The organism is Cupriavidus sp. JZ107, from assembly GCF_053903255.1.
This window is the reverse complement of the sequence record NZ_CP096480.1, coordinates 149,263-161,420: the sequence shown is the minus strand read 5'-3', so window position 1 is coordinate 161,420 and position 12,158 is coordinate 149,263. Positions and strand designations below refer to the sequence as shown.

Below are 12,158 nucleotides of genomic sequence, written 5' to 3'. Positions count from 1 at the left end.
GCAAAACTTGAGCCCGACTTAGGAGGGGTTGTCCGGGTCCGGCTCGTGCAAGGCGAAGGCCCGGCGGCAGCGATGTTCGGCGCCCTGCCGCTGCAGGCGGCTCTCGAACAGCACGAAGCGCCGCGACAGATAAGGCGGGCAGGCCAGTTCCCGTTGCGCGGCGACCCACTCGCGCAGCAGCGGCTCCGGCGCCTGCGGCGCGCAGCGCGCCAGCGTCAGGTGCGGGTGGAAGGAACGCGCCTCCGGCCCGATTCCAACATCGTGCAGCGCCAGATCGATCGCGGCATGCAAGGCCAGCAGCGGTGGCGCAGGCGCGACGCCGGCCCACAGGATGCCGCCGCGCCGGCCGAAGCGGCCGACGCCGGCGACATGCACCGGCACGGCAAAGGCGTCGATGGTGCCAAGCGCGTTGTCGATCGCCACTGCCCGATCCTCGTCGACCTCGCCGATGAAGCGCAGCGTCAGGTGGACCTGCGCGGCCGGCGTCGGACGGATGCCGCGCTCGCGCGGCAGCGTCGCCAGCAGCGACGCGGCACGCGCGGGCGGGGTTTCCAGTGCGACGAACAGGCGCGGCATGCCGGCCGGAGCGCTACGCGTGCGACGTCAAGCCGCCGCGGCCAGCGTATCGCGCAGCAGCGGCAGATGCGGCGCCGCGGCCGTGCCTTCGAGCCGCAGCAGTGCCTGCTTGCGCCCGGTACCGCCGGCATAACCGGTCAATGCGCCGTTGGCGCCGAGCACCCGATGGCAGGGCACGATCACCGAGATCGGGTTGCGGCCCACCGCGCTGCCGACGGCGCGCGCATGGCTCGGAGGCAGGCCCAGGCCGAGCGCCAGTTGGCCGTAGCTGACGGTCTGGCCGAACGGAATCTCGCACAGCGCCTGCCAGACCCGCTGCTGGAACGCGCTGCCGGCCAGGCGCAGCGGCACGGTAAAGTGCTGGCGCGCACCGGCGAAGTACTCGGTCAGTTCCTGCGCCGCCTGCTCCAGCAGCCGCGCATGGCGTGCATCGGCGGGGGCGCCGTCGAACGGTCCGGCCGGATGGTATTTCTGGCCGGAGAAGAACATTCCGGTCAGATGGCCGTCTTCGGCACGCAACAACACGTCGCCGAGCGGGCCCGACATCGAACGGTAGTGAGTCATGTTGGCTGCTCCTGTAACTGTGGGCGGCGGGTGCGGCGCGGTACGGCTTGCTTGCCGCCGGCGTCGCCGACGCCCGCCGGCGCGGCGCGCGCGGTCGCACGCTCGCGCTCGCGGCCGTCCTGCATGTCCTGGTACTGGCGCCACAGATGCATGGCCGCGTAGGCGCGCCACGGCGCCCACTGCGCGGCGTGGCGCAGCATCTCGCCGGTGCGCTCGATGCCCAGCACCTTGCGCAGCGCGTAGTCGGTCGCCGGAAACGCATCGGGCCAGCCCAGCGCCCGCATCGCGATGTATTGCGCGGTCCAGTCGCCCACGCCGTCGATGGCACACAAGGCTGCAATGGTTTCCGCAGGCTCCACGCCTGGTTCCAGCGACAGCCTGCCTTCGACCATGGCCGTGGCAATGGCGTGGATCGCGCGGGCCTTGGCCAGCGGCACGCCGAGCGCATTGAGGTCTGTCACCGGCACCGCGGCCAGCGTGGCGGCGCTCGGGAAGCACGCCCGCAACTCGTCCGTCGGCACGGCCAGCGGCGTGCCATGGGCCTGCACCAGCCGATCCAGCATCGACCGGGCCTGCGCCAGCGAGACGACCTGGCCGAGCACCGCGCGCACCGCGATCTCGAAGCCGTCGACCGTACCCGGCAGCCGCATGCCCGGCATGTCGGCGGCCAGCGCGCCCAGATGGTGGTCGACCACATCGGGCCGGCAGCCCACATCGCACAGGCGCCGGACCTTGCCGAGCACCTGCGGAATGGCATGCGCCAGCGAACCGGACAGCGTCACGCGCAGCACGTGGCGCTGCGGGGCCAGCGCCAGCCGCATCCAGCCGCTGTGCAGGCGGCCGGCCACCTCGATGGCCACGGTGCGCCCGTATTCGCCGCCATGCGGATCGGGCCGGATCTGCTCGACACCCGGCACCGCGCGCGCGCCGAGAAACTGCAGCAGCGCGTGCCACGCGAGCGGCGGCCGATAGCCGAGCTCGAACACCAGCCGGTCGGCCGGCATGCCCGCGGCGCGCTTGCGCATCGCGGTCGGCGCCAGGCCATAGCGGGTCTTCAATACGTCGTTGAAGCGGCGGACGCTGCCGAAGCCGGCGGCCATGGCCACTTCGGTAACCGGCAGCGCGGTATCGGTCAGCAGCCGCTTGGCCAGCAGCAGACGCTGGGTCTGGGCGTATTCGACCAGCGAGACGCCGAACTGCGCGGTGAACAGCCGCCGCAGGTGCCGCTCGGTGACGCCGATCCGCGCGGCCAGCTCGGGCACGCCGGCATCGGCGAGGAAGCCCTCGTCGATCAGCGTCGCCGCCGCCTGCGCCAGCCGCCCCGACAGATCCGCCAGCCCGTGCCCGGGCGCCAGCTCCGGCCGGCAGCGCAGGCAGGGCCGATAGCCGTGCTTCTCTGCGGCCGCCGCGGTGGCGAAGAAACTGCAGTTCTCGCGCTTGGGCGTGCGCACCGCGCAGACCGGCCGGCAGTAGATGCCGGTCGACGACACGGCGACGAAAAAGCGCCCGTCGAAGCGGCGGTCGTGCGAAACCACGGCGCGGTAGCAGGTATCGGGATCGAGTTCCATGGCTGCATGCTACCGCTTTCCGGCCGGTCGACCAGCCGGATTCGGACATGCGAGTCCGGCGAGCTTCGGCCCGCAAAATGGCCGCTGCGCGTGTTCAGCGCGGCTTGCCCCGCCGCCCGCGCCACTGGCGCGCCGCGAGGACGAAGGCGTCGATCAGCGCCGCGGTCGGCGCCCGCGACACCGCCGAGGGCCGCGCCAGCACGCCGACCTCGCGATGGATCGGCCGGCCCGGCAACGGCTCGGCCTGGACGTTCGGGCATTGCGCCAGCGGCAGCAGATCGGCCGGTACGATCGCGCAGCCCAGCCCCTGGTCGACCATCTGCAGGATCACCGCCGGCTCGTCGAGCTCCATGCCCTCGTCGACGCGCAGCCGATGGCGCTTCAGGTACCGGTCGACCAGATGTCCGCCAGCCGAATGCCGGTTGTAGCGGATGAAGGGCAGCGCACCGAGCATCGCCTTCAGCTCGCGTGGCGCACCGCGCGGCGCGATCGCGACGAAGGGCTCGCTCAGCAAGGGCAGCCATTTGAGCTCGGCCGGAATGCCGAGCCGCGGCTTGATCATCACCGCCACTTCGAGTTCGCGCGCATCGACCTGGGTCAGCAACTGCGTCGACATGCCGGGCACGATGTTGACGTGGGTCTTCGGGTAATCGGCGCGAAAGCGCTGCATCGCCTTCGGCAGCAGCGTGGATTGCACCGTCGATACCGCGCCCAGGTCGATCGGCGTCAGCGCGGGGGCCGCATGCGCCTGTCCCTTCATCGACTCGTAGAGTTCGACGAAGCGGACCGCCTCGGGCAGCAGCTTGCGCCCCTGCTCGCTGAGCGTCACCGATTTGCCGGTGCGGTCGAACAGCGCGCAACCCAGGTCCTCCTCCAGCCGCCGTATCTGCGTGCTGACCGCCGACTGCGTCAGCGACAGCCGCACCGCGGCGGCGGAAAACGAAGCGGTCTCGGCGGCGACCAGGAAGGTGCGGAAGTAGCGGATCATGGCACGCGGCTCATCGCAAATGGATCATCGAAGGCCCATCGAAATCTCTGATACTCAGCGCAAAAATGATTCGCTTCATATCTCGACTTGTGCTGGGTAGAATTTCCGGGACCATACCACGACAGCGCGGCGCCGCAGACCGGCGCTCCCATTCCACAAAGGTCCCCATATGCAATCCATTCCCCTGTTCCACCTGGCGTTCCCCGTGCACGACCTGGCGGAGGCCCGGCGTTTCTATGGCGATCTGCTCGGCTGCCCCGAGGGCCGCAGCTCCGACAGCTGGGTGGACTTCAATTTCTACGGCCATCAGGTGGTCGCGCACCTGGCGCCCGAGGAGACCGGGCATCGCTCGACCAGCGCGGTCGATGGCGACGACGTGCCGGTGCGCCATTTCGGCGCGATCCTGTCGATGGAGCAATGGGAAGCGCTGGCCGACAAGCTGCGCGCGGCCAACATCAAGTTCGTGATCGAACCGCATGTGCGATTCAAGGGCCAGGTTGGCGAACAGGCCACGATGTTCTTCCTCGATCCGTCGGGCAACGCGCTCGAGTTCAAGGCCTTCGGCGATATCGGTCAGGTCTTCGCGAAGTAGGGACTGCCGCCCTGCGCTGCCATCCGCCAGCACTGCAACGCCATAGCGCTGCAACGCTATAACGACAGGCCGCCCAGATGGTCCGCCAGCAGATCGATGAAGGCCCGCGTCTTGGCCGGAATCGCGCGCGCCGCGGGCCATACCGCCTGCACCGGGATCGGCGGCGCCTCGAAGCGGTCTAGCACGGTCACGAGGCGCCGCTGCTCGAGCAGATGCCGCACCTGCCATAGCGGGCCGAAGCCGATACCGAGGCCCAGCGCCACCGCCTCGTTGACCGCCGCGGTGCTGCCCGCACGCAGTCTGCCCTCGACCGGATAACGACGCTGCTTGCCGTCGACCAGGAACGGCCAGCGCGCATCGTTGCCCTCGCCGCTGCGCACGACGCAGCGATGCGCGGCCAGTTCGCGCGGGTGCGCCGGCACGCCGTGGCGCGCCACATAGCTGCGCGAGCAGAATGCCACGCGCCGCAGCATCGCCAGCCGGCGCGCCTTCAAGCTGTCGTCGGTCACCTCGCCGATCCGCACGGCCAGGTCCAGCCCTTGCGCGCGCAGATCGGTGAATGCGTCGCTGACCGTCAACTCCACCTCCACGCGCGGATGCCGCTCCATATAGCGGGCGATCACCGGCACGACATACGCCGGCGCAAACAGCACCGGCGCACTGACCCGCAGCGTCCCGGACGCGGACGAACTGAGGCTCGACGCGACATCCCAGGCCTCGCTCAGCTCGGCCATTGCCGGCGCGACGCGATGGCGGAACGCCTCGCCGGCCTCGGTCAGCTGACAGCTGCGGGTGGTTCGCTGGACCAGTTGCACGCCGAGGCTGCGCTCGAGCAGCGATAGCGAACGGCTGACCGACTGCAGCGAGCGGCCCAGATGCCGGGCGGCCTTGCTCAGGCTGCCGTGCTCGGCGATGGCCAGGAAGGTCAGGATGTCGGACACGCGGTCCATCGGCGCTCCACGTCTGAATGGGAAGATCGTCGCCCGGCATTCTCTCGATTTGTGGAAGGGAGAATCATCGGGAGCCCGTATTCTCCTCCGATTCGGAACTCCCTATCGTGTCCGGATCATTCATCACGAACGAGGAGAAACACCGTGACATCGATCGCGACAGCAACGCATTCGACCGACACCGCCGCGGCGCGCCGCGTGCTGGTCGTCGGCGCCGCCGGACGATTTGCCGGCCTGGTTCCGCAGGCCCTGCGGGACAGGGGCGTGACCGTACGCGGATTGGTCCGCGATGCGGGACGCTCCGCCGTCGCGCTGGCCAATGGCACCGACGAGGTCGCGGTCGGCGACCTGCGCTCGCCACAAGCGCTGGCGGCCGCGCTGGACGGCGTCGATGGCGTGTTCTACATCGGCCCCGCCTTCGCGCCCGACGAATCGCAACTGGGCGTCAACATGGTCCGCGCAGCGCGGCGTGCCGGTGTGCGCCGCTTCGTGTTCTCGTCGGTGATCCAGCCGACCGACGTCACGCTGGCCAACCACGCCAGCAAGATTCCGGTCGAACAGGCGCTGTTCGATTCGGGCCTGCAGTTCACCGTGCTGCAGCCCGCGAATTTCTACCAGAACCTGCTCGGCGCATGGGCGGGCGTCCTGGCCGGGGGCGTCTTCGCCGAGCCCTATCCGGTCGACGTGCCGGTAGCCCGCGTCGACTACCGCGATGTCGCCGAGGTTGCCGCGATGGCGCTGACGACCGACCGGCTGGCTTATGGCTGCTTCGAACTGACCGGCGAGCCGGGGCTCACGCGCGCGCAGATCGCCGCGATGATGGGCGACGCGCTGGGACGGCCCGTCGCCGCCGGCGAGATCGACTTCGAGCGATGGGCGGCGCGCCTGCCGCTCGACTACAGCGCGGCGCAATGGGACCTGCTGCGCAAGATCCACGAACACTACGCATCCCATGGATTGCGCGCCAATACGCTGGTGCTGCGGGCGATCCTGGGGCGGCCGCCGAGGTCGATGCAGGCGTTCCTGCGTGAGCTCGCCGGCAGCACGGCCAGGGCGGCGTAGACCGTTGGCCGCGACGCCCACGCACCGTGCGTTGCGGCCCCGATGTTGAGACACCTTCTGCTTGCCGGGTGACCCCAAGGACTGTATATTTGTACAGTCCTTGATCGCCACGGAGGTAAGCATGTCAATCGCACGAGCCGGCAGCAAGAACGAGGCCCTGCGTCTGCTGGCCGCCCGTGAGGTTCTGGCGCTGGAGCTGGACTATGAAACGGGTTGGCAGGACGCCGTCGAACTGGGCCGGCTGGGGGAAAAACGCGGCATCCGCGTCCAGTACCGCGGCCAGGAAAGCATCGCGGTGCGCTCGCACGACGCCCTGATCGAAGGGCTCGCCAAACCCAAGACCACCTTCCGTCAGCGCAATCTCTATTGCCTGTTCGATCTCGGCGCCATTCCGGACCAGCAGCTGCATGAGCTGGAAGCGCGCGCCAGCCGCCTCGGCGACTACATCCTGGCCGGTCATCTGCTGCGCGAGGTCGATGCCTTCTGGCATTGAAACGGCATTGAGACGCCATCGAGGCGTGACACAGGCGTGACGCAAGCGGGTTCCTGCGACGCCGTGTCGCAGCCTCGGCAATCTCGCCAAAACCGCCGCTTTACCCGAAGATCCACCAAATACTTTCGTCAGGTTTTCGAAAGAAGGCGGTAACCGGGCAACGCACGATGGTGCCCCCGATCGCAGGCACGGTTCGTCCAGCGTCAGTCCAGCGAGCGGTAACGATCAGGCCAAAACACAACAGGAGACTCGCGACACCATGTCAGCCAACCTGTACGACGCCAAGGAACCGCTGCTGCGCTGTCTGCAAGAGAATCTGGCCGGCTGGCATTCGGCCCTGGACCACGTTCTGTCGCAGTCCGGTATCTCGACGGCGGAATGGCATCTGCTGCAACACCTGGCACACCGCCAGCGCGTCGAACCCCACCACGTCACCGCCCCCTGCGCCTTGCCCTGGCTCCAGGCCGAGGAATTCGAGGCGATGGTCCGCAGCCTGTCGGACCAGGGATGGCTCGAACCGCAGCCTGGCCCCCATGCGGCGCAGCCGATTCCGGTCATCCGCTCGAGCGCCAGCCATCGGATGGACAAGCTGGGTCAGGCCATCAAGGCGCTGCAATCGGTCTGGGTCTCGCCGCTGACCCTGGAAGAGCGCGGCATGATGATTACCTATCTGACCAAGATGCAACGCCAGCTCGAGCGGCTGGCGGCCCGCAACCCGGCAAACCGCGGCGGCACGACGCGGGGCGCCGCGGACCGGCGGGTGCTGATCCGCTGAGTCGCCGGCCGCTGCGCCCTACCCGCTGACGCCGGTGTTGGCGCTGACGCAGGCTCGGTATTGCGGCCAGAACGCGCGCGGCTGAGGGCAAACCGCATTGCGCGGCAACTGCAGCAAGGTCAATCCGAACCGCCCCTCCCCGCCGTCTACCGCTCCCAACGACGTTTCCATCAGCTGGCCGGCGGCCGGCGCCTGGGCAAACCAGTCTGCCATCGCCACGCGGCGTTCCTGAACGACGACAGCCGGCACAACATCATTCGACGTTTCCATCGCGCCCCGCGCCTCTCGCGCCGGCACCGCTTGCGCATCGACGCGCCAACCGGCCGAGCACGCCGTCTCGCTGAGCCAGCTGGCGCGCACCGTCCCGGCCTCGTCGAGCACCAGCACGGCCTTCTGCGCGGTACGCGCCAGCCAGCGCCGCGCGGCATGCAGCAGCGGCACCTGCAGTTGCGAGGCAAAGGCGATCAGCACATCGCCATCGACATGGCCGGTCAGGCCGAGATGGCAGGCGGCGGCGGGCATCGTCAGCCGCGCCGCAAAGCTGTAGGCGCGCGCGGCCGGGCTGTCGTCATCGGCCAGCGAATACAGGCCGCCTTGCCCGCATTCGAACGCATCGGTATCGGCATGCTCGCCTCGCATCGCGTAGCAGGCGAGCAACCAGGCCTGGACGAAGCGGGCCTCGGACGGGCCCAGCGCGGCGCGGTGCAGCAGCGTCCAGCCGCCGGCGCCGGTGCGATACAGCACGCCATCGATATCGCCGAGTTCCGCCGCCTGGACCGACACGATCGGATCGCGGCGGCCGAGGACTGCCGCTGCGCCAAGCGCCAGCGCTCCCACGTCGAGCGGTGCGGTCGGCGGCGTGGCGCAGCCCGCCCGCAGCGCGGCGATGATCGGGAAGCACGGCGGACGAGCCGGCTCGTCACCGGCCAATGCGAGATCGAGATGCGGGGCCCAGCCGTGCGCGCCGGCACCGGGAAGTGGGATCCCGGGTGCCGTGCCGGCAGGGCGGACGCGTTGAAGCTGTTTCATGCTTGAACCCTCCGCGCCCGGGCCGGCTTCAGTCGCGCAGCAGCTGCTTGGCGATGATCATTTGCTGGATCTGCGTGGTGCCTTCATACAGGCGCAGCAGACGGACGTCGCGATAGAAGCGTTCGGCCTTGTACTCGGCGATATAGCCGGCGCCGCCGTGGATCTGCACCGCGCGATCGGCCACGCGGCCCACCATCTCGGTACAGAACATCTTGACGCACGAGGCCAGCATGCTGACTTCGGGATCGCTCTTGCCCGGCTCCTTGGCGTCGTAGCGCTGGGCGCAATCGCGCACCATCGACAGGCCGGCGTAGAGCTCGGCCTGGCTGTCGGCCAGCATGCCCTGGATCAGCTGGAATTCGCCGATCGGGCGGCCGAACTGCTTGCGGTCCTTCGCGTAGGCCACCGCGTCGGTCAGCAGCCGGTGCGCCATGCCGCAGGCCAGCGCCGAGATATGCAGGCGGCCGCGATCGAGCACCTTCATCGCGGTCTTGAAGCCCACGCCCGGCACGCCGCCGATGATGTTGGCGGCCGGCACGCGCACGTTCTCCAGCACCACGTCGCAGGTCTTGGTGCCGCGCTGGCCCATCTTCTTGTCGGGCTTGCCCAGCGAGATCCCCGGCGTGTCGGCCGGCACGATGAAGGCCGAGATACCCGATGCCCCCGGGCCCCCGGTGCGCGCCATCAGCGTGAAGGCGCCGGCGCGCGGCGCATTGGTGATGAAGCGCTTGGTGCCGTTGATCACATAGTGATCGCCGTCCAGTTCGGCCTTGGTCTGCAGCGAGGCCGCGTCCGAGCCCGCATTCGGCTCGGTCAGCGCGAACGAGATGACCAGCTCGCCGCTGGCGATGCGCGGCAGATAGTTCTGCTTCTGCTCCTCGGTGCCATCCATCAGGATGCCCTGCGAGCCGATGCCGACGTTGGTGCCGAACACCGAGCGGAAGGCGAGCGCGGTATGGCCAAGGTCATAGACCACATCGCATTCCTGCGACATCGACAGCCCGATGCCGCCGTAGTTTTCGGGGATCGAGATGCCGAACAGGCCCATCTCCTTCATGTCGGCCACGATGTCGGCCGGCACGTCGTCCGTTTCCTCGAGGATGTCCTCGGCGGGCTTCAGGCGCTCTTCGATGAAGCGCTGCACCGAGGCGCGCAGCAGGGAAAACGATTCGGTGTCCAGGGTCATGGCGGTCTCCGTGGGAGTGCGAAGGGAGGAAGGGTGGCGGCCCCGGCCGGCGACGGCGCGAGCGGCTGCCGAGCCGACAAGGCGGGCGGATGGCCGTCATGGTACGCCGCCCTCGGATTTTGACAATCCACGCCGGCTTGGACAGAATGGACAGCCATATTTGACAATCCTGCGGCAAGCGCCACCGTTGCGGCGCGTAGCTTGACCGTCCTCGTCCCTTCCGCCCTCCCACTGCTTCGCCATGATGGATCTGAACGCCCTGCGCCTGTTCGTCGATATCGTCGACGCGGGCAACCTGTCCGCCGCCGCGCGCAAGCTGAAGATGACGCGCGCCAACGTCAGCTACCGGCTCAAGGCGCTCGAGGAAGAGCTCGGCGTGCAGTTGCTGCGCCGGACCACGCGCCATGTCGAACCGACCCCAGTGGGCGCCGGCCTCTACGAACACGGGCGCAACATCCTGGCCGAGGTTGCCGCGGCTGATGCGCTGATCACCAATATGGGCAAGACGCTGCAGGGCCACGTGCGGCTGTCGGTGCCGACCGGCCTGGGACACGCGCTGCTGTCGCCGCTGCTGGTGCAGTTCAAGCACCGCTACCCGGACATCACGCTCGACGTGGTGTTCGACAACCGCATCCACAACCTGGTCTCCGAGGACGTCGAGGTCGCGCTGCGGATCATCTCGACGCCGCCCGATTCGGTGGTGGCCACCGAGATCGGCGAGGTCGACTGGGTGGTTTGCGCCTCGCCGGCCTACCTTGCCGCGCAGCCGGCCCCGCGAGCACTGGCCGATCTGCAACGCCATGCGATCGTCTGCGCATCGCCGGTCGGGCAGAAGCTGAAGGCCTTCGGCACGCGCGCCGGCGAGGACCAGCGCGAGCAGGTCGCGCTGGAACCGACGCTCAGTTCGGAGAATTTCGCCTTCCTGAAGGAGGCCGTGCTGGGCGACGTCGGCATCGGCATCTTTCCGCTGTATGCGATCGGCCGCGAGCTCGCCGCGGGCCTGCTGACGCCGGTATTGCGCGACTATCGCATCAGCGTGTTCGGCAGCCGGCTCTATATGCTGACGCTGCCGAACCGCTACCAGACCATGGCGACGCGATGCCTGCTGACGTTCCTGAAGGGCGAACTGCAGGCGATCTGGCCGCGCCTGGGCGCGGCGCAGCGATGACGCGCTGAAGCGGCGCGTTGCAGCGTGCGCGCTGGGCGAACCTTCAGTCCGGCCCGCCCGTCGACGCGCGCTCGATCACGCGAAACCCCACGTCGACGACGCGCGGCTCCACCGGCAGCCCCTTGCACTTGTCCAGGATCAGCCGCGCCGCGGTCGCGCCGATGTGCGCGGCGTCGACCTGGACCGTGGTCAGCGACGGCGCCATGTGGGCGGACGCCTCGGCATCGCCGAAACCGCAGACCGCCAGATCCTCGGGAACGCGCAAGCCCCGCGCCTGCGCTTCGACCAGCACGCCCTGCGCCAGCTGGTCCGAACTGCAGCAGATCGCCTGCAGGCCCGGGGCCTTGTCCAGCAGTTCGGCCAGCGCGCGCCGCCCCAACGGCAGATTGCTCGGGGCCGGCACGACCGCGGTCGGCACCGGCCGGCCGAAGGTCGACACGAAGGCCTCCGAGCGGATCCGCGCGCGCCGGTCGTCGCCGGTGGCGATGCCCACGCGCTGCCAGCCCTTGGCGAGGAAATACCCGGCCACCGCGCTGCCGACCTTGACGTGCGAAAAACCGACCGCCATGTCCACCGGCCGGTCGCTCAGTTCCCAGGTCTCGACGACCGGAATGCCCGACTGCCGCAGCCGCTCGCGCGCCGCCTCGGACTGGATCAGCCCGGTGACGACGATGCCGTCCGGGCGCCGGCCGATCATCGCGTTGAGCAGCGCTTCTTCGCGCGAATCGTCGTAGCTGCTCTGTCCGAGGATCAGGTGGTAGCCGGCCGCCTCCAGCGTCTCGGTCAATGCCTTGATGGTCGGCAGGAATTGCGTCACGGCGATATCGGGCACGACGGCCGCCACCATCAGGCTGCGCCGCGACTTCAGTCCGCCGGCGATCAGGTTGGGGATATAGCCGACCGCGTCGGCCGCCTGCTGCACGCGTTCGATCGTCTTGGCCGACACCATGCCGGGATTGCTCAGTGCGCGGGAGGCGGTGATCAGCGACACGCCGGCCGCGCGGGCGACGTCATGCAGGGTGACGGACTTGTTCTGCGCTTTGGTGGTGGCCACGTCAGGTCTCGGGTCGGGGCAAACGGATGGCAACGGATGGCAACGGATGCGGTGGACGGCCGGGTTCGGGAAAGCCATGAGTCGGCATCGCGGCGAAGCGCGTTGACAGCGCCGATATGACAACGTTAGCATTTCGCCGAAACGTGCCCGTCC

13 protein-coding genes are annotated in these 12,158 nt (G+C 69.0%); 5 read left to right on the top strand and 8 right to left on the bottom strand.

The window, feature by feature from the left end:
* Positions 1 to 18: 18 nt before the first annotated feature.
* The 4 genes from thpR to M1D55_RS00710 all read right to left on the bottom strand — a co-directional run bounded on the left by thpR (position 19) and on the right by M1D55_RS00710 (position 3,696).
* Positions 19 to 576, bottom strand: coding sequence for an RNA 2',3'-cyclic phosphodiesterase (thpR, locus tag M1D55_RS00725; RefSeq protein ID WP_456280814.1), 558 nt, complete (start codon positions 574 to 576; stop codon positions 19 to 21).
* Between the two features lie 27 nt (positions 577 to 603).
* Complete coding sequence (locus M1D55_RS00720) at positions 604 to 1,140, bottom strand: methylated-DNA--[protein]-cysteine S-methyltransferase (RefSeq protein WP_006576878.1); 537 nt, start codon at positions 1,138 to 1,140, stop codon at positions 604 to 606.
* Complete coding sequence (locus M1D55_RS00715) at positions 1,137 to 2,708, bottom strand: DNA-3-methyladenine glycosylase 2 family protein (protein ID WP_456280813.1); 1,572 nt, start codon at positions 2,706 to 2,708, stop codon at positions 1,137 to 1,139. Before M1D55_RS00715 ends, M1D55_RS00720 begins: the two co-directional genes overlap by 4 nt.
* 94 nt (positions 2,709 to 2,802) lie before the next feature.
* Entirely contained in the window at positions 2,803 to 3,696 is an 894-nt protein-coding gene (locus M1D55_RS00710; RefSeq protein WP_456280812.1) for a LysR family transcriptional regulator, read from the bottom strand.
* A 169-nt stretch (positions 3,697 to 3,865) separates the two neighbouring features.
* On the opposite strand from M1D55_RS00710, the gene M1D55_RS00705 reads away from it, so the two are divergent.
* A complete protein-coding gene (locus tag M1D55_RS00705) occupies positions 3,866 to 4,288 on the top strand; it encodes a VOC family protein (RefSeq protein WP_064574430.1) in 423 nt (140 codons plus the stop codon).
* Positions 4,289 to 4,344: 56 nt separating this feature from the next.
* Here the strand turns inward: M1D55_RS00705 and M1D55_RS00700 are convergent, their stop codons facing one another.
* Positions 4,345 to 5,238, bottom strand: a complete 894-nt coding sequence (locus M1D55_RS00700; RefSeq protein ID WP_456280811.1) for a LysR family transcriptional regulator — start codon at positions 5,236 to 5,238, stop codon at positions 4,345 to 4,347.
* A gap of 144 nt (positions 5,239 to 5,382) precedes the next feature.
* On the opposite strand from M1D55_RS00700, the gene M1D55_RS00695 reads away from it, so the two are divergent.
* The 3 genes from M1D55_RS00695 to M1D55_RS00685 all read left to right on the top strand — a co-directional run bounded on the left by M1D55_RS00695 (position 5,383) and on the right by M1D55_RS00685 (position 7,568).
* Positions 5,383 to 6,300: an NmrA family NAD(P)-binding protein gene (locus tag M1D55_RS00695; RefSeq protein WP_456280810.1), complete on the top strand. Its 918-nt coding sequence runs from the start codon at positions 5,383 to 5,385 to the stop codon at positions 6,298 to 6,300.
* 121 nt (positions 6,301 to 6,421) lie between these two features.
* Positions 6,422 to 6,793 (top strand): hypothetical protein, encoded by a 372-nt coding sequence (locus M1D55_RS00690; protein ID WP_006577941.1) that lies wholly within the window; start codon positions 6,422 to 6,424, stop codon positions 6,791 to 6,793.
* A gap of 259 nt (positions 6,794 to 7,052) precedes the next feature.
* A complete protein-coding gene (locus M1D55_RS00685) occupies positions 7,053 to 7,568 on the top strand; it encodes a hypothetical protein (protein WP_456280809.1) in 516 nt (171 codons plus the stop codon).
* 18 nt (positions 7,569 to 7,586) lie between these two features.
* Here the strand turns inward: M1D55_RS00685 and M1D55_RS00680 are convergent, their stop codons facing one another.
* Together M1D55_RS00680 and M1D55_RS00675 are read right to left on the bottom strand one after the other, a co-directional pair.
* Entirely contained in the window at positions 7,587 to 8,597 is a 1,011-nt protein-coding gene (locus M1D55_RS00680) for a hypothetical protein (protein WP_456280808.1), read from the bottom strand.
* 28 nt (positions 8,598 to 8,625) lie between these two features.
* Positions 8,626 to 9,783: an acyl-CoA dehydrogenase family protein gene (locus M1D55_RS00675; protein ID WP_006577944.1), complete on the bottom strand. Its 1,158-nt coding sequence runs from the start codon at positions 9,781 to 9,783 to the stop codon at positions 8,626 to 8,628.
* A gap of 244 nt (positions 9,784 to 10,027) precedes the next feature.
* On the opposite strand from M1D55_RS00675, the gene M1D55_RS00670 reads away from it, so the two are divergent.
* Positions 10,028 to 10,951, top strand: coding sequence for a LysR family transcriptional regulator (locus tag M1D55_RS00670; RefSeq protein ID WP_456281344.1), 924 nt, complete (start codon positions 10,028 to 10,030; stop codon positions 10,949 to 10,951).
* Positions 10,952 to 10,994: 43 nt separating this feature from the next.
* Here the strand turns inward: M1D55_RS00670 and M1D55_RS00665 are convergent, their stop codons facing one another.
* The gene (locus tag M1D55_RS00665; protein ID WP_006577946.1) at positions 10,995 to 12,005 is read right to left on the bottom strand and encodes a LacI family DNA-binding transcriptional regulator; all 1,011 of its coding nucleotides are present in this window, start codon (positions 12,003 to 12,005) and stop codon (positions 10,995 to 10,997) included.
* Positions 12,006 to 12,158 lie beyond the last annotated feature (153 nt).